The sequence below is a fragment of the Wolbachia endosymbiont (group B) of Ennomos erosarius genome, assembly GCF_964026905.1.
In the GTDB taxonomy this organism is placed as follows: domain Bacteria; phylum Pseudomonadota; class Alphaproteobacteria; order Rickettsiales; family Anaplasmataceae; genus Wolbachia.
Map to the genome: position 1 here is coordinate 111,780 of NZ_OZ034708.1, position 25,330 is coordinate 137,109.

Annotated in this window: 17 protein-coding genes and 7 pseudogenes; 15 read left to right on the plus strand and 9 right to left on the minus strand. The window is 35.4% G+C overall.

Features of this window, described 5'->3' with window-relative positions; all coding sequences use genetic code 11:
• Window positions 1-59: 59 nt before the first annotated feature.
• Window positions 60-200, minus strand: a pseudogene (locus AAGD95_RS06430) (IS982 family transposase); the annotation flags it as partial.
• Window positions 201-281: 81 nt separating this feature from the next.
• Between AAGD95_RS06430 and AAGD95_RS00565 the strand changes: the two are divergent.
• Window positions 282-1,150 (plus strand): annotated as a pseudogene (locus tag AAGD95_RS00565) (IS982 family transposase).
• Window positions 1,151-1,169: 19 nt separating this feature from the next.
• Window positions 1,170-1,679 (plus strand): DNA-3-methyladenine glycosylase, encoded by a 510-nt coding sequence (locus AAGD95_RS00570; RefSeq protein ID WP_265026230.1) that lies wholly within the window; start codon window positions 1,170-1,172, stop codon window positions 1,677-1,679.
• A gap of 355 nt (window positions 1,680-2,034) precedes the next feature.
• On the opposite strand, the gene ndk is transcribed toward AAGD95_RS00570, so the two are convergent.
• Window positions 2,035-2,454, minus strand: coding sequence for a nucleoside-diphosphate kinase (ndk, locus tag AAGD95_RS00575; protein WP_341818561.1), 420 nt, complete (start codon window positions 2,452-2,454; stop codon window positions 2,035-2,037).
• Window positions 2,455-2,566: 112 nt separating this feature from the next.
• On the opposite strand from ndk, the gene AAGD95_RS00580 reads away from it, so the two are divergent.
• The 3 genes from AAGD95_RS00580 to AAGD95_RS00590 all read left to right on the plus strand — a co-directional run bounded on the left by AAGD95_RS00580 (window position 2,567) and on the right by AAGD95_RS00590 (window position 5,335).
• Window positions 2,567-3,487, plus strand: coding sequence for a hypothetical protein (locus AAGD95_RS00580; protein WP_341818862.1), 921 nt, complete (start codon window positions 2,567-2,569; stop codon window positions 3,485-3,487).
• Window positions 3,488-4,435: a ferrochelatase gene (gene hemH, locus AAGD95_RS00585; RefSeq protein ID WP_341818562.1), complete on the plus strand. Its 948-nt coding sequence runs from the start codon at window positions 3,488-3,490 to the stop codon at window positions 4,433-4,435.
• A gap of 78 nt (window positions 4,436-4,513) precedes the next feature.
• Complete coding sequence (locus tag AAGD95_RS00590) at window positions 4,514-5,335, plus strand: hypothetical protein (protein ID WP_341818563.1); 822 nt, start codon at window positions 4,514-4,516, stop codon at window positions 5,333-5,335.
• A 3-nt stretch (window positions 5,336-5,338) separates the two neighbouring features.
• On the opposite strand, the gene gshA is transcribed toward AAGD95_RS00590, so the two are convergent.
• Window positions 5,339-6,499 (minus strand): glutamate--cysteine ligase, encoded by a 1,161-nt coding sequence (gene gshA, locus AAGD95_RS00595; RefSeq protein WP_341818863.1) that lies wholly within the window; start codon window positions 6,497-6,499, stop codon window positions 5,339-5,341.
• Between the two features lie 115 nt (window positions 6,500-6,614).
• On the opposite strand from gshA, the gene hslV reads away from it, so the two are divergent.
• Both hslV and hslU read left to right on the plus strand, forming a co-directional pair.
• Window positions 6,615-7,169 (plus strand): ATP-dependent protease subunit HslV, encoded by a 555-nt coding sequence (gene hslV, locus AAGD95_RS00600; protein WP_265026236.1) that lies wholly within the window; start codon window positions 6,615-6,617, stop codon window positions 7,167-7,169.
• A gap of 1 nt (window position 7,170) precedes the next feature.
• Window positions 7,171-8,661: an ATP-dependent protease ATPase subunit HslU gene (gene hslU / locus AAGD95_RS00605; RefSeq protein ID WP_265034692.1), complete on the plus strand. Its 1,491-nt coding sequence runs from the start codon at window positions 7,171-7,173 to the stop codon at window positions 8,659-8,661.
• Between the two features lie 67 nt (window positions 8,662-8,728).
• On the opposite strand, the gene AAGD95_RS00610 is transcribed toward hslU, so the two are convergent.
• A complete protein-coding gene (locus AAGD95_RS00610; protein WP_341818564.1) occupies window positions 8,729-9,670 on the minus strand; it encodes an FKBP-type peptidyl-prolyl cis-trans isomerase in 942 nt (313 codons plus the stop codon).
• Window positions 9,663-10,670, minus strand: a complete 1,008-nt coding sequence (locus AAGD95_RS00615) for a polyprenyl synthetase family protein (protein WP_341818565.1) — start codon at window positions 10,668-10,670, stop codon at window positions 9,663-9,665. The genes AAGD95_RS00610 and AAGD95_RS00615 overlap by 8 nt, the downstream gene beginning before the upstream one ends.
• 181 nt (window positions 10,671-10,851) lie before the next feature.
• Between AAGD95_RS00615 and acpP the strand changes: the two genes are divergently transcribed.
• From acpP to AAGD95_RS00640, 5 genes and pseudogenes are all read left to right on the plus strand, one after another.
• A complete protein-coding gene (gene acpP, locus AAGD95_RS00620; RefSeq protein ID WP_253309951.1) occupies window positions 10,852-11,076 on the plus strand; it encodes an acyl carrier protein in 225 nt (74 codons plus the stop codon).
• Between the two features lie 13 nt (window positions 11,077-11,089).
• The gene (gene fabF, locus AAGD95_RS00625) at window positions 11,090-12,364 is read left to right on the plus strand and encodes a beta-ketoacyl-ACP synthase II (RefSeq protein WP_341818566.1); all 1,275 of its coding nucleotides are present in this window, start codon (window positions 11,090-11,092) and stop codon (window positions 12,362-12,364) included.
• A gap of 177 nt (window positions 12,365-12,541) precedes the next feature.
• Entirely contained in the window at window positions 12,542-13,819 is a 1,278-nt protein-coding gene (gene murA / locus AAGD95_RS00630; protein ID WP_341818567.1) for a UDP-N-acetylglucosamine 1-carboxyvinyltransferase, read from the plus strand.
• Between the two features lie 9 nt (window positions 13,820-13,828).
• Complete coding sequence (gene thyX, locus AAGD95_RS00635) at window positions 13,829-14,683, plus strand: FAD-dependent thymidylate synthase (protein ID WP_341818568.1); 855 nt, start codon at window positions 13,829-13,831, stop codon at window positions 14,681-14,683.
• A gap of 368 nt (window positions 14,684-15,051) precedes the next feature.
• Window positions 15,052-15,902: pseudogene (locus AAGD95_RS00640) on the plus strand (IS982 family transposase).
• A gap of 4 nt (window positions 15,903-15,906) precedes the next feature.
• Here the strand turns inward: AAGD95_RS00640 and AAGD95_RS00645 are convergent.
• Window positions 15,907-16,113 (minus strand): annotated as a pseudogene (locus AAGD95_RS00645) (IS982 family transposase); the annotation flags it as partial.
• 102 nt (window positions 16,114-16,215) lie between these two features.
• On the opposite strand from AAGD95_RS00645, the pseudogene AAGD95_RS00650 reads away from it, so the two are divergent.
• Window positions 16,216-16,485, plus strand: a pseudogene (locus tag AAGD95_RS00650) (transposase); the annotation flags it as partial.
• Between the two features lie 222 nt (window positions 16,486-16,707).
• Here AAGD95_RS00650 and alaS read toward each other — a convergent pair.
• Both alaS and ligA read right to left on the minus strand, forming a co-directional pair.
• Window positions 16,708-19,281: an alanine--tRNA ligase gene (gene alaS / locus AAGD95_RS00655; protein ID WP_341818569.1), complete on the minus strand. Its 2,574-nt coding sequence runs from the start codon at window positions 19,279-19,281 to the stop codon at window positions 16,708-16,710.
• Window positions 19,282-19,671: 390 nt separating this feature from the next.
• On the minus strand, window positions 19,672-21,669 hold the full coding sequence (gene ligA, locus AAGD95_RS00660) for an NAD-dependent DNA ligase LigA (RefSeq protein ID WP_341818570.1): 1,998 nt from the start codon (window positions 21,667-21,669) through the stop codon (window positions 19,672-19,674).
• Window positions 21,670-21,958: 289 nt separating this feature from the next.
• On the opposite strand from ligA, the gene gltX reads away from it, so the two are divergent.
• On the plus strand, window positions 21,959-23,302 hold the full coding sequence (gltX, locus tag AAGD95_RS00665) for a glutamate--tRNA ligase (RefSeq protein ID WP_341818571.1): 1,344 nt from the start codon (window positions 21,959-21,961) through the stop codon (window positions 23,300-23,302).
• A 320-nt stretch (window positions 23,303-23,622) separates the two neighbouring features.
• Here gltX and AAGD95_RS00670 read toward each other — a convergent pair.
• A pseudogene (locus tag AAGD95_RS00670) lies at window positions 23,623-24,473 on the minus strand (IS982 family transposase).
• A 102-nt stretch (window positions 24,474-24,575) separates the two neighbouring features.
• Between AAGD95_RS00670 and AAGD95_RS00675 the strand changes: the two are divergent.
• Window positions 24,576-25,234, plus strand: a pseudogene (locus AAGD95_RS00675) (IS982 family transposase); the annotation flags it as partial.
• Window positions 25,235-25,330 lie beyond the last annotated feature (96 nt).

Consider the following 25,330-nt stretch of genomic DNA (forward strand, 5'->3'; position numbering starts at 1 on the left):
TTCAGTATAAGTTGCTTGCATCTGCAAGTAACTTATACTCTTATAACGCGAATTCTGGATTAAGGAAGGAAGAAAGTATAGGAAATAGAAGGCTTTTTGGATTTGATGGAATAGGAAATGAGAGTAGAAAAGATATGAACCAAAAAATTAACAGGGGATCTATGGCGAGTGTGTTCAATTTCTAGTCTATTTTTTAACGCGAATTCTGGATTAAAGGAGAATAGAAAAGGCAAGAAAACAGGGTAAACTCAGCAGTTATAAAAAAATAGATGAGGTTAACCATGGAAGATATAACAAAACTGTTTTGTTTGGTCGATGATTTTTGCAGAGATATAGAGAAAAATTTTGCAGGTAAACTACTGCCAAATGGTAAAAAACCCACAAGAACAACGGAAATTGAGCACTCCGAAATCATGACAATAATCCTGCTATATCAACAATCTCCGTGTAAAAATTTCAAAACTTTCTATCTACATTACCTAACGTTGCTCTACAAATCAGAGTTTCCAAAGTTGCCTTCATATACCAGGTTTGTTGCTCTAAAGCCTAGGGTTTTGTGGCATTTAGCAATGTTGTTGCATTGGCTTTGTGGACAGTCAGAAAACACTGGAATTTCATATATAGACACAACCCCATTGCAGTTTGTCATGCAAAAAGAATATCCAAAAACAAAGTTTTTGCTGGAATTGCAAAATTAAGCAAGAGTACTTACGGCTGGTTTTTTGGTTTCAAATTACATATGGTAATCAATGAAAATGGTGAAATTCATTCACTTACGCTAACAAAAGGCAATGTTGATGATAGGATACCTGTGCCAAATCTGACGGAAAAATTAACCGGCCTTTTGTTTGGTGACAAAGGTTATATTGCAAAAGAGCTTTTTCAGAAGCTGTTTGACCGAGGTTTGAAACTTGTTACCAAGGTGAAAAAAGGTATGAAAAATGCATTGATTTCGCTAAATGAGAAGATTTTACTGAGAAAAAGGTCTATCATTGAGACTGTTTTTGGTTACCTAAAAAATAGACTAGAAATTGAACACACTCGCCATAGATCCCCTGTTAATTTTTTGGTTCATATCTTTTCTACTCTCATTTCCTATTCCATCAAATCCAAAAAGCCTTCTATTTCCTATACTTTCTTCCTTCCTTAATCCAGAATTCGCGTTTATAATGAGCAATGTAATACTGCCAAGAAATTTCTACGAGCGGCCGACCTTAACTGTAGCTGGAGAGTTATTGGGAAAAGTCCTCAAATTTTCTAACTTTAGTGGAATAATAACCGAAGTTGAAGCCTATATAGGAATGAGTGACCCAGCTTGTCATGCAGCAAGAGGCTATACTAATCGAACCTCAGTAATGTTTGGTATGCCGGGGTTTTCGTACGTATATTTTATATATGGGATGTACTATTGTCTAAATATTGTAACAGAAGCAGAAGGGTTCCCAGCAGCAGTGTTAATACGGGGATTAAAGCTCATTGAACCGCTTGAGGCAAATTTAGGTGGGCCAGGAATATTGTGTAAAAGATTAAATATTACAAAAGAACACAACAAACTAGACCTTACTATAAGCCACAAATTTTGTGTTTATGAATCTCACCTCAACCCGGATTATGTGTGCACTCCGAGAATCGGAATTAGTAAAGGCCAAGAGAAATTTTGGCGGTTTAAGATTTTCTAAATTGAGCATAACCGTTCAGCCAATGGCGTCAACTTAAGAGCCTTCATTAGCAAACCCTCCTATGGATTTTCTGAAAAGTTTTTGAGTATATTGTATTTTTAATTTGTAAAATAAGATTTTTTCCTTTCTGCACGTCTCGTCTAAAAAGGACACATTTTAAACTTTTTTGTTGCAATAAAATAGAAATAAAAGTGCTGTTTCTTGCACTCTTTGGATAATTTAATGATAAAAAATTTAGAGAGAAATTTTACACACAATCACTGATATTTTCCCTTAAGTTGACGCATTGTCTGAACGGTTACGACATAGGATCCAGAAAATTTAGTTATATATAGAAAAATCTGAGTTGAATTAACTACACCAACTCACATTCAGCAAAAAAGAAAGCTATTTCCTTACGAGCATTTTCTAGACTATCCGAACCGTGTACTCTATTTTCACTAATATCATCAGCAAAATCACCTCTGATTGTACCTTTATCTGCCTGCTTTGGATCGGTAGCTCCCATGATTTGTCTGTATTTACTTACTGCATTTTCACCAACTAAAACTTGAACTATCACAGGACCAGAAGTCATAAACTCTACCAATTCCCCAAAAAAAGGCCTATCTTTATGAATTTCATAAAACAGCTCTGCTTGTTTTTTTGTCAGTAACATCATTTTTTGTGCTATAATTTTCAGCACAGAGCTTTCAATGTATGAATTTACCTTGCCTGTAATATTATTTTTTACTGCATCAGGTTTTAATATCGAAAGTGTTCTCTCAATTGTCATATATTTCCTTATGTAGGATAGTATGTTTATAGATTTACTTTATTATAAATTTTTGTTTCATCAAAGAGGTTTTTTATTTATAGTCAAGAATAAATCATCAAGGATGTATTGCATGGGTTACTGTCGTAAAAAACTAGCAAATAATCTTAAGTCATCAATTTTTTGTGGAACAAAAGGGTTTCTGACTTTTAATTTGGCATTTTTAAGCTATTTAGAATATAGCATATATAAATGCACTTCATCTGCTCATGTACAACAAAAGGAAAATATTGAAAGATGTAACAACATACAGGCTTCCAAGCTTGCACTTGCTGAGGATACAGATGGTAGTTTTGCTACACAAGAAATGGAGCAAAAGCACAAAGAAGAAAAAAACTCTAACCAGCAACACAAGCTTCTAAGAGAAGGTGCTATTTTTGCGATGGAAAAGAACACTATTCCGTTTCTTGAAATGGCTATCATAGTACCATTTGTTTGTTTTGCGCTGCCAGCTATGGTAGGTAGTATAAGTCTTATGCAGTGTGCGCTTATATGTGCTGCATTGATGGTTACAACATGCTTTTTTGTAAGAACTTTTCACGTGCGTGAGTGGTCACTAGAAAAATGGACCAAACATAGTACACAAGAAATAGATGGGCAATTTAAGAAAAATACTATAAAATTTCCTATCTTTGATCAAAATAGAAAGCATATTGAGTATAATTCGCCTAACTCAGGGCGACTACTGGATGAAACAAGTAGCACCTCTCTTTTAGTTAAAGTTTCACTTTTTCCCCTAAAGGTTCTTGTGAAGGTTCTTCAAAGTTGTATAATGCTATCTTTAGCTGCTGTTGAACTTCTTGAAGCAGTGCCAAGTTTTTGTGTTGACGCGGTTTTTGATAAAAAAAGCTTCACATCCACCATGAGTAACGTGCGAAGATCTGGCCATTTATTGTATGCAAGTACAAGAAATTTAGTGCCTATAACTAAATTTGATGAGTGTGTAGCTAATTTTATAGGCACCCCAGAAGTAACTTGTTGTAGTAGTGGATAGGTGAAAAAGGCAGTCATTTTATTTAATCTTGGTGGACCTGATTCACTGAATGCGGTCCGTCCTTTTTTATTCAATCTTTTTTATGACAGGAGAATAATCAGTCTACCAAACCCTTTTCGGTTTCTTTTAGCAAAGTTTATATCTGCGAAACGAGAAAATACTGCACGAAAAATATACGAAGAAATTGGAGATAAATCGCCGATTTTGAATAATACGAAAGCACAAGTTAATGCTTTAGAACTAAAATTAAATGAAGATAGAAACCATGTATACAAGGTATTCATTTGCATGCGCTATTGGCATCCATTTGCTGACGAAGTTATTAAAAGTGTAAAACAGTTTGATCCTGACGAAGTAATTCTACTGCCACTGTATCCACAATATTCAACTACCACAACTCTGTCATCCATCGAAAATTGGCAAAAAAATGCTAAAAACCATGGTCTAAAGTGCAATATAAAAATAATTCACCATTATTATAATAACGAAGACTTTATTGAAGCTCACGCTAATTTAATAGCTAAGCATTACAAATTAGCCAGCAGAATCGATAAGCCAAGAGTCCTATTTTCAGCCCATAGCTTACCTCTTAGTATTATTAAAAAAGGCGACCCTTACGCTTCACAGGTAGAAAGAAGCGTAGAGTTAATAGTAGAAAAGTTAGCTATCAATAACTTAGATTGGTCAATATGTTATCAGAGTAAGATTGGTCCTGTAAAATGGCTAGAGCCAAGCACTGAAAGTGAGCTATCACGTGCAAAAGCTGATGGTGTACCTGTAGTTTTATCACCTATATCTTTTGTTTCTGAGCATTCAGAAACACTTGTGGAACTTGATGTAGAATATAAAGCAATTATCAAGGATGGATATTACTTTCGCGTGCCAACTCTCAGTATCGATCCCTTGTTTATTAAATGCTTGGCTGATTTGTGCATAAATCACCCTTAAAGTCCTGATTTATAGGACTTTTCTTTAAGGCTTTTATGTGATAGAATAAAAGAAAGTTATTGTTTTATTAACTATTTTATGCCAAGCAAGCTAAAAAAGAAATCGAGCACGTTCACACAAAGGGTACATGATGCTTATAATCATGATTTCAGGAAGGTAATCTGCATCACAACAGCTTTAACAGCCCTATTGTGTAAGATTTCACTGCAATTTTGCTGCGAGTTCATTGACAATAATAGATCCAATATCTTTCTTATACGGGATGTTGCTCGACTAATGAAGTTTCCGACATCTATTCTATATATTGCCCATTCTGCATTTACTCTACAGGATCTAATTAAGGATTACAGAAACCCTGAGAGTAAAAAAGAGCTGGCAAAAGTTGTGGGTAAATCGGCTAGTCTTGCAAGCAGCATCATAGAAGCATTGATGATGTTGAAAGTCATCCATTTTTTTACTAGGGGTAATGCAGACGTAATAAGTCACATTCACTTAACATCAACGATCCTATTTCTGTTTATTTCGGAACCTATAAGTTACTATTATTCATGGAGAAAATACCTAGATAATAAGGATCCTGAAAAATCTGCTGAATGTAAGAAGGACCTTATTATCAGCACATTAACTTTGTCATTAGGTTTGTTAAACTTCATATTAAAAAGAATGGAGACTGCAACCATACCAATAAACTTAGGTAATGGTATAATCTATAATTTCAACTTAAGCGTAACAGTTAGCATAATATATAGCGCAGTATTCCTAGTACTTCAGCTTGACAAACTATTTAGCCAACCTATCAACGATGACCCTTCTACTGAACTTAATAATGCTGGCCATAACCATATTCAGCCCGGTAATGATGGTAATGATCTGCCCGATGGCAACGCTGTGGGAATGTAAGGGTTAGAGGTGAAAAGATTTTATTTCTACTGCCAATGCTAGCACTGCTAATTTACTAACTATGTTCCAAAGTGCTAGAGGTTTTTCTTCCACTATTTTGCTAACGTCATGAAATTCGCAATCAATGGAGTTTAAGCTGGAATATACATCTTTCCTGCTATTACATCGGTATAAGTAACATGTTGGAGTATCTCCTATATAGTATATTAGCGGTTCTGCAGAACTGCTTTTAAATACGTCAATGGTTGGTACACCTTCTTGTATAATAACGCTATTGATTGCTATTCCTTCTTTTATCTTTTTCATTTTATGACGCTTTTTTTTATTGAGGTTTAATATTTCTTCACCACTTGTTGCTGTTATAATACCCATCCCATATGTGCCATTGCTTGCTTTGATAAAAACGTAAGGTTGTGTTTTTATTTCATATTCCTCATATTTCTTTTGCACTAGAGACAATATTTGGTCAACTTTAGCCGCTACTGTTTTTAGTGATGAATCATCATCAAAATCAACTCCATCACAGCTCTCTGTAAGCACAGAAATTAGCCATGGGTCAATTTTAAATTCGCTACAAAACTCGGACGCTAATTCTTGATAGATTTCAAAATACTTAAATTTCTGCCTGCTATGCCAACCGTATAGTGGGCTTGGTACTATATCTTGCTTTACGTCTTTTAGCGTGTCTGGAATGTGGCTCGTCATATCACGGTTCAGTATAATAACATCAGGCACAAATCCTGAAGTTGTCTTCAGCAGAGAGTTTTCTTTCACAACAGTTTCATACTGTTCTATTAAATTGTATACTTCACTATGTAAAAGGCCAATTCTAGTCTCAAAACCTGCGAGTTGCAGTACTTTCTCTATAACAAATACGTTTTCTATATACATTTTATTGCGTGTATAATTTTCCGGTATTATAAGAACCTTTTTGTATTGATGTCTTTTAAAGTAGCTTTCTATCAATCTTGCTGCCATCGTTCTTGATTCTTCACTTAAGTTATTGAACCCCGCAGGAAATAAATTAGCGTCCACTGGGGCAATTTTGTAACCAGAGTTTCTAAGATCTATAGAGCTATAAAATGGTAATGTAAGGCCGTTAAGTTTTGCTTCGAACCAATTATTTATACTTTTTTCCAAATCTGGGTGAATTATGTTTTGCATCTGCACTTTAAATGTTATAAGGAAGGTATTATATTATAAGCTATAATTAAACATATTTAGCAAATTTGACTAAAGATTAAAGTATAATGAGATTCTTATTTAAAGTGATAGAAAAATGATTCAACACGATAACAATAAAATGTATGGAACTACTATACTGTCAATTAGAAAAGATAAAAGCGTAGTAGTAATAGGTGATGGACAGGTTTCAATGTGCCACACTGTTATAAAATCCGGAGCAAAAAAAGTTAGGCGTCTCTCTGGTGATTCTGTAATTGCTGGGTTTGCTGGAGCAACAGCTGATGCATTTACTCTCTTTGAAAGACTAGAATCTAAACTTGACAAGCACCCAGGGCAATTAATGAGAGCATGTGTTGAACTTGCAAAAGACTGGAGAATGGATAAATATCTGAGAAAATTAGAAGCTATGATGATCGTTGCAGATAAATCTATTTCATTAGTAATTACGGGAACAGGTGATGTTCTTGAACCTGAAGATGGAATCGCAGCTATTGGCTCTGGGGGAAATTTTGCTCTATCTGCAGCAAGAGCTTTAATTGACATTAAAGGAATATCAATAGAGGAAATTGCGAAAAAGGCTATGAAGATAGCTGCTGATATATGTGTTTATACAAATCATAATGTAATTATTGAAAAAATAGAGGAGTGATATGTCTTCTGAACAAGAAACTTTGTGCACTAATTTTTCCAATCAGCCTATAACCCTTTCAGAAGGGCGGTCTTGTAGTAGTGACACCTACGATGAAAAAGATGGCCTCTATAAAGATACTAAGAGTGGTTTTGATTCAAATGACAGCGATGTTCAAGTTAATGACAGTACTCAAGTTTTGTTAGATGACCTGCCACCACAGAAGATAGTTAAAGAATTGGACAGATTCATAATCGGACAGGATGATGCAAAGCGTGCTGTTGCTATTGCGCTCAGAAATCGTTGGCGTCGCAATCAGGTTCCATTTCCATTGCGTGATGAAATCATACCTAAGAATATATTGATGATCGGTCATACAGGGGTTGGTAAAACTGAAATAGCTCGTCGCTTAGCAAAACTTGCCGGTGCACCATTCATAAAAATTGAGGCAACGAAGTTTACTGAAATAGGGTACGTTGGACGTGACGTTGATTCGATAATACGCGATTTAGTTGATGCAGCAATAGTTTTAGTTAAAGAGAAAGCCTGTAAAGCCTTAGCTGAAAAGGCTTTAGATTTAGCTGAGAAAATAATAGTAAACTCTATGGTAGGCGAAGATGCAACCGGAGAGAGTAAAAGAATCTTTAGAGAAAGATTAAGAAATAAAGAGTTTGAGAACGGAGAAGTTTCCATTAACGTCAGAGAGAGCAAGAGTATGTTGCCTACTTTCGATATACCAGGCATGCCAGGTGGGCAAGTTGGTGTGATGAATGTAACAGAAATAATGGGCAAGATGTTTAACGGGAGCAAAAAAACAAAAACTATTACGGTGAAGGTAAAAGAAGCGCGTGAAATATTAATTAATGAAGAAAGTGAAAAGCTAATGGATGAAGATAAGATAATCAAAGAAGCCATTGATCTTGTTAGTAACGATGGTATAGTATTTTTGGATGAAATAGACAAAATTGCAGCGCGTACAGAAATAAAAGGTGAAGTAAACAGAGAAGGAGTGCAACGCGATCTGTTACCACTACTTGAAGGAACAACTGTTACAACTAAGTATGGCCATGTAAAAACAGACTATATATTATTTATTGCATCTGGTGCTTTTCATCAGTCTAAACCATCTGACCTCTTACCGGAATTGCAGGGCAGATTACCGATCAGGGTAGAACTTAAGGCACTTACTCAAGAGGATTTAATAAGAATATTAAAGGAACCAGAATCTAGTTTGTTAAAGCAGTACATAGCTTTAATGAAAACAGAAAATGTGACGCTTGAGTTCACTGATGATGGTATAAAAACCATAGCTGAAATAGCGTTTACAGTTAATAGGCAAGTGGAAAATATAGGCGCAAGAAGGCTTCACACTGTCATGGAGAAGCTTTTAGACGAAATAAGTTTCATTGCTTCTGAGAAAAATAGCGAAAAATTCATTATAGACAGCAAGTATGTAAAAGATAAACTTGAGTCGATTTCGAAGCAGCTTGATTTATCTAAGTTTATACTTTAGGAAAAACGAGAAGCCTATTTTAAGCAGTTAGAGACTGTTCAGAAGATCAGCCAGTAGACCTAAAATTTCAGCTATATTCTTTAGGCTGTTTTTCAACAGTAGAATGGTGTGTTGCGACCTCTTGCTTAACATCTAATCTTAAGTCAATTATTGAGATATTTTCTTCATCATAATCTATGTCTTTTATTAACATATCGTCAGTAATAGTCAAAAGGTCAGGCGGAGAAAGAATAGTTCTTTTATTACCAGCTCTCATTCCCACAACACCAAACTCTATAGCAAGTGGTATTTCTTTGTTACCAACTTTGAATTGCACTGTTTGATCTTTGACTATATATTTTCCATTATGCTCCTTTACGCTATATTTAACCGATATCTCATCACCGCACCTTACTTGTTTTCCAGTCTTGTTAATTAAGTCATTAAAAACCATCAGATTATTTACTGAGTCGGGATATTTATCCTTTACTTCGATCAGTTTGACGTAATAAGAATTAAAATTCATTTTATTATCATTAGCAATAGTAACTACACGCTCTCCGCCTTCTTTCATACCTATCACCCCTAAACCCACTTCTTTTAGGTCATCTTGACCTATTTTCAAAGTAACATCAGAAACTTTGCTAGGGAGTGTTGCTAAGTTATTATTAGAAATTTTATATATTTGCAGTAGGACTTCCAGGCCACAGAAAGCCTTACTGCCATTACCTTTAGTAATTTCATAAAAATTTATTGAATCTTCTTCCTTTTGCTGCGTTATTTCTTCTAAATATTCTGTTAGCCCATGCTTTTCAATATAGCGGTCAAGTGCTGATTCAAGTATTGGCTTCACTAGGTAATGTGCTATCGTCTGTATCAAGCCACCATGCGTGGCATTTATCTCATAAAGCTTGTCCTTTTTTTCCGGTTTACCTTTGTTTATATAGACAATAGTAAACACAAAAGCAGAAGTTAAAGTGAGAATCATTACTACGGAAATAAGCATTTGTAATATAATTTTTCTAACCATCTTTCTTTACTTGATTCAATAAATCATATAAATAATTAGTATCCCCTGAAAGCGCACTCAAATTATCCAAGCCTTGTTTAAAGAGGCCGTCTATATAGTCCTCTACTTCACTTTTACCAAGGACAGACATTAGATTATTTGTTTTATCTTGTTCGTAGTCTTCAATATCATCCTTAGCTTGAAAGATAAGCCCTAGGTTTATCCCGTAGTTATATAACGCTTTACGTTGCTTGTCTGTAGCATTCCCTATTATAGCGCCTATTTCGCATGAAGCTGCAAATAATTTTGCGGTTTTCATCAAATGAATTTCTTTTATTTTATCAGCTTGGCCCGACGTCATTCCAGCGTTATACATACAGCTGTACGAATGTTGTGGTTTTAAGGTAGAAAGGGTGTCATGCAAGTAGCGGACACTGGAATCCATTTCATGTTCAGCTCCACCATCGCATGGCTTTTTGCACGAAATGCTTGTAGGCAAAGCCTTCTGGATCCCAGTGTCCGCTACTTGAATGACAGAGGGTTGGGGTCTAAAATCTATATGCTCACTGTTAATATCTAAAGCCTGTCCTCCCACCATTCCCCTAATTCCTATTGCTTGAGAGAGCACTTTTATGATCTCACAGCGTTTCTCATTTAACGAAGATAATACCTCAAAAGCCAGAGTAAGTAGTGCATCTCCGGCAAGCACTGCTGTTGCTTCATCAAATTTTTTATGGCAGCTTAGCTGGCTTCTGCGAGTATCACTGTTGTCCATGCACGGCAAATCATCGTGAATTAGAGAGTAAGCATGAACAAATTCAATTGCTGCAGCAACTGATATTACTTTTTTAGCTTCCGCGTTAAACACTCGCGATGAAGCTACGACTAAAAAGGAGCGTATATGTTTTGCAGGAGCAAGGAGTATATAACGCATAGCTGATATAAGCTTATTCTCGCTATTTTCGGGTAAGAGTTTATTTACTTCTACAATAAGCAAATTTTTTGTTGTTTCTTCTAGCATTTTTGAATTGTTAATTGTTTAGCACGTAACGCTAGCCAGCTAGGGCAGTAGAAAACTTTACTGTAGTTTATCAGTTATAAAAGATATTGCAAACATAAAAATTTTTTATAACATCAAAGAATAGGTTATTTTTTTGGTAAGAAATGTGAATAGCGAACTAGCAAAGAGCACTAGAGAAGACATAGAAGAGAAAGTGAAAAAGATTATACTAGAGCACATTAGTAAGGATGTAGAGAAATTCAACAGCTCTTCAAAGCTTTCGGAGCATGGTGCAGACAGTTTAGATGCAGTTGAAATCATCATGGCGGCAGAAGAAGAGTTCGGGATAGAAATCCCAGATGAAGACGCACAAAAAATGGAAACTATGGAGCAAATAGTTGAGTACATTAATAGTAAAAAAGGCTAATAGTTAGTGTTAAATGAGCAGAAGAGTAGTAGTCACTGGTGTTGGTTTAATCACTCCACTAGCGGCAGATGTTGACAACACTTGGTCAAGGCTGATAAAAGGCGAGTCTGGCATAAAAGCAATCAATACAGATAGATTTGACTCTTCTGATCTTGCTTGCAAGGTTGCAGGGCAGGTGCCTGTGCAATCCGATAACATTGAGAATTACTTTAATCCTGTAGGTTATATTTTTGAAAAAGATCTAAAAAGAACGGATCGTTTTATTCATTACGGCATTGCAGCAGCGATTCAAGCTGTGGAAGATTCATCTTTAGAAGATTCAAAAGTAGATAGAGAACGTGTTGGCGTAACTATTGGCTCTGGTATAGGTGGTCTTCCGTCAATTCAGGAAAATGTTATTACCATGCAGGAAAAAGGGCCCAGACGTGTCAGTCCATTTTTTGTCCCTGCAAGTCTAATAAATTTGATATCTGGCCATATTTCTATTAAATACGAATTTACAGGTCCAAACGATTCAGCAGTAACCGCATGTGCAACAGGTGCGCATGCAATCATAAACTCAGCAAGAACTATAAAACTTGGTGAAGCGGATGTTATGATTGCAGGTGGAGCAGAAAGTGCACTGTGTAGAGTTGGAATTGCAGGTTTTGCATCTATGAAGGCGTTATCAACTAAATTCAATGATAAACCCAAAGAAGCTTCAAGACCATGGGATGCAGAACGCGATGGTTTTGTTATGGGTGAAGGAGCAGGTATATTGGTTCTGGAGGAATACGAACATGCAAAAAAAAGGGGGGCAAAAATACATGCTGAACTGGTTGGGTACGGACTGACAGGGGATGCACACCACATTACAGCACCACATCCAGAAGGAAGAGGCGCATTTAAGGCAATGCAGCTTGCTTTAAAGAGCGCACAAATTAATCCCAATCAAGTAGGGTATATTAATGCACATGGAACTTCAACACCACTTGGAGATAAAATTGAAGTAATAGCAATGAAACAGTTATTCGGTGACTACGTTTATAAAATACCTGTTTCTTCAACTAAATCTTCTATAGGACATTTACTTGGTGCTGCAGGGAGCGTTGAAGCAATATTTAGTATTCTTGTGTTAAATAATGGAATTATTCCGCCAACCTTAAATTTACATAAACCTTCAGAAGGATGTGATTTAAATTTTGTACCACTTAAAGCTCAAGAGCATAAAATTCAATATGCACTTTCTAATTCGTTTGGTTTTGGTGGCACTAATGCATCGCTCATCTTTGGAAAAAATTATAATTAAACCTCTTAAGGATAAAATAAACGTAAGGTATCAATAATTGGCTAAGAAAGAAAACAATGGTGTCACGCTACTTGGATGACGGAGGGAGAAAAAGCAAATTTTTGCCTTTTACGGTCAATCTATTATACTTAGTAAGACTTCAATAAATTAATGAATATATACTTTATATCTAATTAAATGCACAAGATATTAATAAGAAATAACTACAAATCCCTGGTCGGAAAAATCAAGATTAATGGTTCAAAGAATGCTATTTTACCGATAATGGCAGCAAGTCTATTGAGTAGCTTCCCGGTGATTTTGCATAATGTACCTGATTTAATTGATGTGCATCTAATGTCTAAGCTGCTTGAGAGTCTTGGAGCGAAAGTGAACTTTACATGTAATAAAGATTATAAAGCAAATCATACTTTGGAAATTGACTGCGGTAATATCAACCATCACGTAATGTCACATGAAACTGCAAGTAAGCTGCGAGCATCTTTTTTAATGCTAGGTCCAATTCTCAGTAGATTTGGTAAAATCACAACAGTCTTTCCTGGTGGATGCAATATCGGAAAGCGTCCCGTTGATATGCATATCAAAGCATTAGAAGAAATGGGAGCTAAAATTAAAGTTGAAGGCTGTAATATAATTGCAACAGTGAAAGGAAAGCTACAAGGAAAAGAAATCACATTTAAGAAAATAAGTGTTGGCGCAACAGAAAACATAATAATGGCAGCAACACTTGCAGAAGGAGTGACAATAATAAACAATGCTGCAACGGAGCCGGAAGTTCTTGATTTAATAGAGTTCCTAAAGAAAATGGGTGCTAATATTGAGATTAGTGATACAAGGATCACAATAACAGGAGTTGAAGCATTAAATGGATGTATTCATAAAATAATACCAGATCGCATAGAAGCAGGCACCTATGCACTAGCTGCTATAATAACCGGTGGTAAGTTGGAGTTAGAAGGAATAAGTCTATCTGATATAAGATGTATTGTGAATGAATTGAAAGCTATAGGGGCTAATGTTGAACTATATAATGAGGGGGTTATGATTTCCAGAAAAAATTGCTCTATTAGGTCTGCTAACATTGCAACAGATCCATACCCCAACTTTTCCAGTGATATGCAACCACAACTGATGTCTGCAATGTGCATCGCTGATGGGATATCAGTAATTGAAGAGAACGTTTTTGAAAACAGATTTGCACATGCAGATGAATTGAGAAAGTTAGGTGCTAATATCAGCATCGAGAAAAGCAAAGCTACTATAAGTGGAATAAAAAGCTTATCTGGAGCTAATCTATATGCTACTGACTTAAGATCAACAGCAGCTTTGGTGCTTGCTTCTTTGGTAGCCGGTGGAGAAACTATAATAAACAATTCACATCATTTATGGAGAGGATATGAAGCAATGCATGAAAAACTCAATTCATGTGGAGCTGATATCTCCATTTCATCTTGAGGATATTTTATGAATGAAGCAACCAAACGAACTACAGTAAAAGAAATAGATGGAATCTTATATGAAGAACATAAGGTATTAGACCATGGATTTATTCGAGTAGTGGATTATATGGGCTCTGACAGTAGCATAGTTCAAGCTGCTCGTGTTTCTTATGGCAAGGGAACAAAACAGATAAGTCAGGATGAAGCACTTATAAAGTATTTAATGAGACATCATCATACAACTCCATTTGAAATGTGTGAAATTAAGTTTCACGTGAAACTTCCAATTTTTGTTGCAAGGCAATGGATAAGGCATAGAACTGCAAATGTGAATGAATATTCAGCAAGGTATTCAATACTTGATAATGAATTTTATACACCTAAACCAGAACAAGTTGCAAAACAATCTGACAATAATAAACAAGGTAGTGGGGAAGCTTTTGATCGAGATACCTCAAAGGAAATAATAGATTCTCTAACAAATGACTCTAATTTAGTATATTTTCATTATGAAAAATTTATTGAGCAGGGGCTTGCAAGAGAAATTGCCCGAACTAACCTAACGCTTAATTACTACACGCAATTTTATTGGAAAATAGATCTACATAACCTTTTTCATTTTTTGAAGCTTAGAGCTGATAAGCACGCCCAATATGAAATCAGAGTTTATGCAGAAGTTATGTTGGATATAATAAAAAAATGGGTCCCATTGGCCTACAATGCCTTTGTTGAATATTGCCTAGAATCAGCCTGTATTTCAAGAACTGGTTTAGACATAATTCGTAAATTAATTAAAGGGGAAACCGTTACTAGAGAAGAAAGTAATATTGGTAAAAGAGAATGGGACGAGCTGATGTCTATACTTGATAAACGATCTTAAAGATAAAGGCATATACATAAATCTTTATGGCAATTGTATATCTCTATAGATTTATAGGTGTAAGCAACAATTTACCAGTATTGTTATCAACTGATATATCAACTATTTTTGAATTTGTTCTCTCTCTTGTTTCATAAAGTTCCTCAGCTTTCCTTAACATTAATGTTGCGTTTCTAAGCGTAACGTAAATTTCACAATAATCTGGAGAATTTTCAATATACATATTATATGAATAAAAATTTACAGCCAGTTCCACTGCCCTACAAACGCGAATTCTGGATTAAAGGAGAATAGAAAAGGCAAGAAAACAGGGTAAACTCAGCAGTTATAAAAAAACAGATGAGGTTAACCATGGAAGATATAACAAACTGTTTTGTTTGGTCGATGATTTTTGCAGAGATATAGAGAAAAATTTTGCAGGTAAACTACTGCCAAATGGTAAAAAACCCACAAGAACAACGGAAATTGAGCACTCCGAAATCATGACAATAATCCTGCTATATCAACAATCTCCGTGTAAAAATTTCAAAACTTTCTATCTACATTACCTAACGTTGCTCTACAAATCAGAGTTTCCAAAGTTGCCTTCATATACCAGGTTTGTTGCTCTAAAGCCTAGGGTTTTGTGGCATTTAGCAATGTTGTTGCATTGGCTTTGTGGACAGTCAGAAAACACTGGAATTTCATATATAGACACAACTCCCATTGCAGTTTGTCATGCAAAAAGAATATCCAAAACAAAGTTTTTGCTGGAATTGCAAAATTAAGCAAGAGTACTTACGGCTGGTTTTTTGGTTTCAAATTACATATGGTAATCAATGAAAATGGTGAAATTCATTCACTTACGCTAACAAAAGGCAATGTTGATGATAGGATACCTGTGCCAAATCTGACGGAAAAATTAACCGGCCTTTTGTTTGGTGACAAAGGTTATATTGCAAAAGAGCTTTTTCAGAAGCTGTTTGACCGAGGTTTGAAACTTGTTACCAAGGTGAAAAAAGGTATGAAAAATGCATTGATTTCGCTAAATGAGAAGATTTTACTGAGAAAAAGGTCTATCATTGAGACTGTTTTTGGTTACCTAAAAAATAGACTAGAAATTGAACACACTCGCCATAGATCCCCTGTTAATTTTTTGGTTCATATCTTTTCTACTCTCATTTCCTATTCCATCAAATCCAAAAAGCCTTCTATTTCCTATACTTTCTTCCTTCCTTAATCCAGAATTCGCGTTTGTAGAGCAACGTTAGGTAATGTAGATAGAAAGTTTTGAAATTTTTACACGGAGATTGTTGATATAGCAGGATTATTGTCATGATTTCGGAGTGCTCAATTTCCGTTGTTCTTGTGGGTTTTTTACCATTTGGCAGTAGTTTACCTGCAAAATTTTTCTCTATATCTCTGCAAAAATCATCGACCAAACAAAACAGTTTGTTATATCTTCCATGGTTAACCTCATCTGTTTTTTTATAACTGCTGAGTTTACCCTGTTTTCTTGCCTTTTCTATTCTCCTTTAATCCAGAATTCGCGTTTTCAGAAGCTGTTTGACCGAGGTTTGAAACTTGTTACCAAGGTGAAAAAAGGTATGAAAAATGCATTGATTTCGCTAAATGAGAAGATTTTACTGAGAAAAAGGTCTATCATTGAGACTGTTTTTGGTTACCTAAAAAATAGACTAGAAATTGAACACACTCGCCATAGATCCCCTGTTAATTTTTTGGTTCATATCTTTTCTACTCTCATTTCCTATTCCATCAAATCCAAAAAGCCTTCTATTTCCTATACTTTCTTCCTTCCTTAATCCAGAATTCGCGTTTTGAACGTGGGAATTTTCTAGGGATTATCTTCTTAAATTCTATAATATTTTTTGTAACATTGTCTAAAGTGCCCAGACTACTTGGATCCAGATTGGATACTGAGTTGGTGAGTATAAAAGTATAGCTTCTACGTCATACCGCCACGAACCATCATACCGCGAATGAATCGCGGTATGATGGTTCGTGGCGGTATGACGTAGAGTGTATTAGTCCTTAGAAGCTGTTATTTTGCTATAAATGGCTGTAATGGCATCATCTATTTTGTTGCTATCACAGCCTGTTTGTGCAAGTTCAGCATTCCCACTACAATTCTTTTCAACTGCTATTGATATTAGTTCTTTTGCGCTAATCTTATTGATTAAGTCTTTACTTACTTTAATAATCAAAACTGTTTTATCTTTTTCTGTTGCCGTGAAAGCTATTACCGTTCTTGGTTTTTGTTGCTGTAAAATAAATTCTCTTATTATATTCGCTGGAATATTGGTAAAAGCATGGCTTACACAATTTATTCCATTTATTTCAGTGCTTTTTATATTCTCTGCACTCACAAGCTTTTTATATAGGTTTTTTATTTTAGCTTCGGATTTCTTGCGCTCTTGATTTAAAATATTTAATCGGTTTATTATTTCACTTGCTGGCGCTTTTACGAATTCTGCAACTTTTTTTAAGTGAATTTCATTATCACGTACATAATTGGTTGCTTCTTGACCAGTTAAAGCTTCAATTCTTCTCACTCCAAAAGCAACAGAACTTTCTGTTACTATCTTAAATAAACCGATTTCTCCAGTATGTTCAACGTGCGTGCCACCACATAGCTCTTTCGAATCTCCAATATTTACAACTCTAACCTGATCACCATATTTCTCACCAAACAACGCCATAGCTCCTTCGTCTATTGCCTGATTCATGCTTTGAATTTTTGTAGATGCAGAAAGATTTTCTCTGATTAGAGAGTTTACCATATCCTCTACCCAAAACAACTGATCCTGAGCGACTTGAGTGTTATGACTAAAGTCGAATCTCAGTCTATCTGGTGCAACTAGGGAACCTTTTTGAGTGACATGATCACCTAGAATTTTTCTGAGTGTAAAGTGCAGAAGATGTGTAGCTGAATGATTTCTTCTTAAGGTTTGCCTTCTTTCCTTGTCAATGCTTGCTGCAACTGTATCACCTTTACACATTGAGCCAGATTTAACTATGCATCTGTGCAAATATAGGTCATTAACCTTATTGGTATTCTCGACTATAATAATACTTCTACCAGGTTTGATCAGACTGCCAGTATCTCCCACTTGTCCACCTGACTCGCCATAAAAAGGTGTTTTATCAAGTATAATGGTTATCTTCTCTCCCTCCTTTGCAGAATCAATTATTTCATTTTTAGAGGAAACTATAGCTAGTATTTTCGCATCACTTACTTCATTGAACTCATAACCAACAAATTTTGTTTTGCCAAATTTATCGATCAAATCAAACCATACTTGCTCAACAGATTTTTCACCAGATCCAGCCCATTTAGCACGTGCTTTCTCTTTTTGCTCTTCCATTGCATCATCAAAACCTTTCTGGTCAAAATTTATTTTTCTCTCTTTTAAAATATCAAGTGTAATATCCAAAGGAAATCCATAAGTATCATATAGCTTAAACGCTAATTCTCCAGGCAGAGTGTCACCTGGTTTTAAATCTGCAGTGAATTTTTCCAATAGATTAATGCCTTTCATCAAAGTGTCTTTAAAGTTTTCTTCCTCTGATTTTAACGTCGTTTCTATTAAGCTTTTAGCCCTGACTAATTCAGCTCCCATATAAGCCGAACTCGTGCTATCTATCAGCGCCGGAAAAATGCGATGGAGTAGGGAATCATTATATCCAAGCAGGTGGATATAACGCGCGGCTCTCCTAATTAATCTGCGTAATACGTAATTCCTGCCTTCATTTCCGGGGAGCACTCCTTCTGCGATGAGAAATGCAGCTGCGCGAAGATGATCTGCTACGATCTTATGCGCTATTTTATTTTCCGTTCTTCCACAGTACTCTTGTGATTTACTTATCAAAGCAGAAAATAGATCAATATCATAGTTATCATGGACATTTTGCATTACAGCCGCTATTCTTTCAAGGCCCATTCCAGTATCGATGCATTTTTTTGGCAATTTGTGTAAATTACCTTCTTCATCTTTATTAAACTCCATGAATACCAGATTCCAGATTTCAACAATTCTATCGCCCTCTTGTAAATTAGGACTCCCATGGTCATAAAAAATTTCAGAACATGGACCGCATGGACCAGTGCTTCCCATACTCCAAAAGTTGTCATCCGTTGCAATTCTTATGATTTTATCACTTGAAAAGCCACTTACCTTACGCCAAATCTCGTATGCCTCATCATCAGTATGATAGACGGTTATGGATAGTCTATTTTTATCAAGAGACAACTCCTTAGTGATAAATTTCCACGCGAATTCTATCGCAGTTTCCTTAAAGTAATCACCGAAGCTAAAATTTCCGAGCATTTCAAAAAATGTGTGATGCCGAGTTGTATAGCCAACATTTTCAAGATCGTTGTGTTTACCGCCTGCTCTTAGACACTTTTGACTTGAGACAGCACGTTTCATTTCAGTTTTTTGAGCACCAGTAAAAATATTTTTGAACTGCACCATACCAGCATTTGTGAACATGAGCGTTGGGTCATGTTCTGGAATCAAAGGAGAAGAAGGAACCTGCTCGTGATTGTTACTTACAAAAAATTTTATAAATCTTTCTCTGATTTCGTTTAGCTTCATCGTTTTTATTGAGATTATTCATGAATAATAAGCTGCAATGGAAATAAAATCAATTCATCAATCTAAATATTGATATATACTATTTAGTATAAAATATATAACTTTTATATAAAAATATTAATAAAGATTATAGACTAAAATAATTTATTCATCATATATGTAGTAATATTTTATTAATTAATTTAAGGAGTATGAAATGCCAAAAGAATTCCAGAACACCAAGAATAGCATGCGAAAGAAAGAAACAACAAATAAGCAGGAGATGGATAGTGACCTTACCCAGAAAAAATGGAGAGAAAGAAAGGAGTTTTTTTGTGGTAATCCAATCAATCCAATTAACAGCTTGCTCATTATAGTCTTGCAACTTTGATTTAATATACAATCCAAGTGTCATTTGAACACTCCCAAACTTATTACTTTATGCCACTGGTCTTCATCTAAAATTTCTACACCTAATTCCACTGCCTTTTTATATTTGGATCCTGGTTTTTCTCCTGCAATTAGGTAGTCAGTTTTAGCAGAAAGATTTGAGCTGACCTTTGCTCCCAGAGTTTTAGCTCTTACTTTCGCCTCTCCTCTACTCATAGCAAGTAGCTTACCAGTAAACACTATAATTTTGTTATTTAAAACAGAGTCACTAGAGTTGGAGCTCACAGGAAGAATTTGAAGACAAGCAGTAAGATCATTTAACATTTTGATGTTATGTTCCTTAGAAAAAAATGATTCCAAAGATTTAGCCACTTTTTTTCCTATGCCGTCTATACCCACTAGCTCAGTATTATCTGATGACAGTTCAATCATCAAATTATACCAGTTATTATAAGAAACATAATAATCTGCAAGCAATTCTGCTGCAACTTGACCAATAAATCTAATACCTAAAGAAAATATAAACCTATCTAGAGTTATTACCCCTCTGCTTTGTATAGCATTTAATAAATGAGCTATTGATTTCTTGCCCCAACCAGGCTGTTCTTCCAGATTAAATTCATCCAATCTTTCTTCTAAAGTAAAAATATCATGGATTTGTTTTATCAGACCAAGGTCGTAAAAAAACTCTATCTGCTTATCACCAAGGCCAACAATGTCAAATGCATCTTTCGATACAAAATGCTTTAGTTTTTCTATTATTTGAGCTTTACAGGCAAATTCCTCAGGACATCTTACTGCCGCCTCTCCCTCAACCTGACGTACTTTACTACCACATTCAGGGCATACTTCAGGAAACACAAATTCAGGTGTATTTGGAAGACGAGAATCTCTGTTCACTTCAATGATCTGGGGAATTACATCCCCTGCTCTTTTGATTGTTACAATATCTCCCTCTCTTATGTCTTTACGTTTTATCTCATCTTGGTTATGCAGGCTTGCTCTACTAACTAGCACCCCACCAATATTGACTGGCACTAAATCTGCAACTGGAGTTAAAACCCCTGTTCTACCCACCTGTATAAATATCTTATTTAACTTTGTTTTTGCATAAACCGCAGAAAACTTATATGCAAGTGCCGAGCGCGGTGCTTTGTGAGTATTCCCTAGACGATTTTGTAGTATCAAATCATTTACTTTGTAGACTATTCCATCAATATCATAATCCAAGTTATAGCGACAATTATAGACCTCGTTATAGAACTTCAGCATTCCATCCAAACTACTCGTTAAGGACTGATGCTCATTTACGCAAAAACCAAGTGCCTCAAGCTTATTTAGTATTTCACTTTGACTTTTCTCTGCTCCACCAATCAAAGAATAAGCAAAATATCTAAGAGGTCTACTTGCTGTAATATTTGCATCCAATTGCTTTAGAGAACCAGCAGCTGCATTTCGAGGATTGGCAAATTCATCGTTTTCATTTAACTTTAAAAAGTCGCTGTTACTGATGTATATTTCACCTCTTACTTCCAATCTACCTTGCACACCTTGCAAAAACTTAGGAAAGCCTTTTATTGTTGCAACATTGTGAGTGACATCTTCCCCTACAAAACCGTCACCTCGAGTTGCAGCTTTAACAAATCTTCCATCCTCATAAATTGCAGAAAACGACAACCCATCAATTTTGGGCTCACATAATATCTCTATTTTGTCTTCAATTAAAAACCTCTTTATTTTAGACAAAAATTTCTCTACACCTTGTTCATCATAAGCATTCTCAAGAGAAAGCATAGGTTCTTGATGTTCCACCTTAGAAAACCTCTCATCAGGTGGAGCACCAACACTATCTTGTGTTGCATAAATTTCTGGAAATTGTGCCTCTATTTCAGCTAACTTTTTCTTCAGTTCATCATATTCAGCATCACTTATTTCTGGCTTATTTTTTTGGTGATACAAAACATTATGATAATTTATTTGATCTTGTAGTTTTTCTCTCATCTTTTCTAAGTTAGTCATGTGTAAATTGAAATTTACATATTAATATAATAGGGTCACACTAGCTTTATCGTCAAGTTGTGAAATTTCTTAATTCAACACATGGTCTTAATTCACCAAACATCAAAGGTGCTACAAACCATACCTATTCCTTCTTCTACGCCAATAAGCCGTAGCAACGAGCTTCTTTAACGCTAATTATGGATTAGCCAAGAAAGAAGAGTAGAAACACTTGCTTTAGCCATATATTTATATAAAATTAAAATAAATTAGAGTAAATAAGTTATTATTTTACAATATTGCTATTTAAATGCTAACAAGATTCGCTCCAAGCCCAACTGGCTACCTCCACGTAGGAAACATACGAACTGCTTTGATTTGTTGGATGTACACACGTAATCAAAATGGAAAATTTTTACTCCGTTTTGATGATACTGACCTTCAGCGTTCAGATGTCAAATATATAAATGATATCATACAAGACTTGAAATGGACTGGTATAGATTGGGATGCAAGTTTTAAGCAATCAGAGCGCTTTGAGCGTTACAATGAGGTGTTTTTGCAGTTAATAAAAGAAGGGCATATTTATGCATGCTATGAAACAAGAGAAGAGTTAGAAATTAAACGAAAATTGCAGTTAAAACAAGGACTTCCCCCGGTATATGACAGAAGCGCATTACTTCTAACTGAGCAAGAGAAAATTCGTTATGAGCAAGAAGGAAGAAGACCACATTTTAGATTTAAGTTGGATAGAAATGAAGTTGTTAAATGGAATGATGAAGTTAAAGATGAAATAAATATTGCAACCAGTAGCATAAGTGACCCCGTGGTAAAGAGAGAAGATGGAATTTACACATACATGTTACCTTCTGTTATTGATGATGTTGACTTTAATGTAACCCATATTGTACGCGGGGAAGATCATGTAACTAATACTGCAGTGCAAATCCAAATGATTAAAGCATTAAAAGCGAAAATTCCTATGTTTGCTCACCTTTCTCTGCTACATTTTGATGATAGCAAGATATCCAAGCGAGTCGGTGGGCTGGATATCAAATCTATAAAAGAAGATGAAATTGAACCGATGGCGCTAGTTAGTTATTTAGTGAAGCTAGGAACATCCAATCCAATTGAAGCTTGTGTTAGCATGCAATCTTTGATTGACTCATTTGATATTAAAAAATTTAGCTCAGCATCTGCACAATTTAGCTTGAGTGAAATATATAAGCTAAATAGCAAAGTGCTGCAACAAATGCCATTTGAAATGGTGCAAGACCGTTTAAATCAAATTGGAGTGGACTCCTCAGAGTTTTGGTATTTTATAAGGAACAATATAGAAAGGTTTTCTGAGGTGGCCAAGTGGTGGAAAATATGCAAATCCGATATAGAGCCTGTGATTCTTGATAAGGAGCTTATAAAAATTGCGTTCAATGCATTGCCTCAAGGTGATTGTAATGAAAACACGTTGTCAGAATGGGTCAAAACTATTCGACAAACAGTGGATATAAAGGCAAAAAACCTATTTATGCAGTTGCGTTCAGCTTTAACAGGAACAGAAACAGGACCAGAGCTCGCTAAATTATTAATTTTTATCGGCAAAGAAAACATCATTGCAAGGTTAAAAGAAAAGCGAAAACCAAAGAATTATAGCTAATACAATCCCTACGTCATACCGCCGCGGTATCTCTAGATCCCGCTAACAAGCAGCGGGATGACGAATTTGTCGTTTATCAAATCGTCGGTAAATCTAAGTCAGTTTAGCTATAGGCAGCAATTTTCTGTATTTATTTTAAATTGAAGAAAGCTCAAATGAAAGATCGTGTTTTGCTAAAAATCACAGAATGCAGTCTGGTTACATTAGTGCGATCCGATAGTCATGAAATCGTGATGGTTAAATTCCATCCGCTCTAACATCGGGTTGAAATCGCGATCCACATTTTAGGAAAGTGGCGACTTACTAACGCGAATTCTGGATTAAGGAAGGAAGAAAGTATAGGAAATAGAAGGCTTTTTGGATTTGATGGAATAGGAAATGAGAGTAGAAAAGATATGAACCAAAAAATTAACAGGGGATCTATGGCGAGTGTGTTCAATTTCTAGTCTATTTTTTAGGTAACCAAAAACAGTCTCAATGATAGACCTTTTTCTCAGTAAAATCTTCTCATTTAGCGAAATCAATGCATTTTTCATACCTTTTTTCACCTTGGTAACAAGTTTCAAACCTCGGTCAAACAGCTTCTGAAAAAGCTCTTTTGCAATATAACCTTTGTCACCAAACAAAAGGCCGGTTAATTTTTCCGTCAGATTTGGCACAGGTATCCTATCATCAACATTGCCTTTTGTTAGCGTAAGTGAATGAATTTCACCATTTTCATTGATTACCATATGTAATTTGAAACCAAAAAACCAGCCGTAAGTACTCTTGCTTAATTTTGCAATTCCAGCAAAAACTTTGTTTTGGATATTCTTTTTGCATGACAAACTGCAATGGGAGTTGTGTCTATATATGAAATTCCAGTGTTTTCTGACTGTCCACAAAGCCAATGCAACAACATTGCTAAATGCCACAAAACCCTAGGCTTTAGAGCAACAAACCTGGTATATGAAGGCAACTTTGGAAACTCTGATTTGTAGAGCAACGTTAGGTAATGTAGATAGAAAGTTTTGAAATTTTTACACGGAGATTGTTGATATAGCAGGATTATTGTCATGATTTCGGAGTGCTCAATTTCCGTTGTTCTTGTGGGTTTTTTACCATTTGGCAGTAGTTTACCTGCAAAATTTTTCTCTATATCTCTGCAAAAATCATCGACCAAACAAAACAGTTTGTTATATCTTCCATGGTTAACCTCATCTGTTTTTTTATAACTGCTGAGTTTACCCTGTTTTCTTGCCTTTTCTATTCTCCTTTAATCCAGAATTCGCGTTACAAATCAGAGTTTCCAAAGTTGCCTTCATATACCAGGTTTGTTGCTCTAAAGCCTAGGGTTTTGTGGCATTTAGCAATGTTGTTGCATTGGCTTTGTGGACAGTCAGAAAACACTGGAATTTCATATATAGACACAACTCCCATTGCAGTTTGTCATGCAAAAAGAATATCCAAAACAAAGTTTTTGCTGGAATTGCAAAATTAAGCAAGAGTACTTACGGCTGGTTTTTTGGTTTCAAATTACATATGGTAATCAATGAAAATGGTGAAATTCATTCACTTACGCTAACAAAAGGCAATGTTGATGATAGGATACCTGTGCCAAATCTGACGGAAAAATTAACCGGCCTTTTGTTTGGTGACAAAGGTTATATTGCAAAAGAGCTTTTTCAGAAGCTGTTTGACCGAGGTTTGAAACTTGTTACCAAGGTGAAAAAAGGTATGAAAAATGCATTGATTTCGCTAAATGAGAAGATTTTACTGAGAAAAAGGTCTATCATTGAGACTGTTTTTGGTTACCTAAAAAATAGACTAGAAATTGAACACACTCGCCATAGATCCCCTGTTAATTTTTTGGTTCATATCTTTTCTACTCTCATTTCCTATTCCATCAAATCCAAAAAGCCTTCTATTTCCTATACTTTCTTCCTTCCTTAATCCAGAATTCGCGTCTTAAGCGCGTTCAGCTTATTTAGATAAAAATCTAGATGTAGATGAAGTTTTGTAAAGACATACAGTATCTATATACTGCAA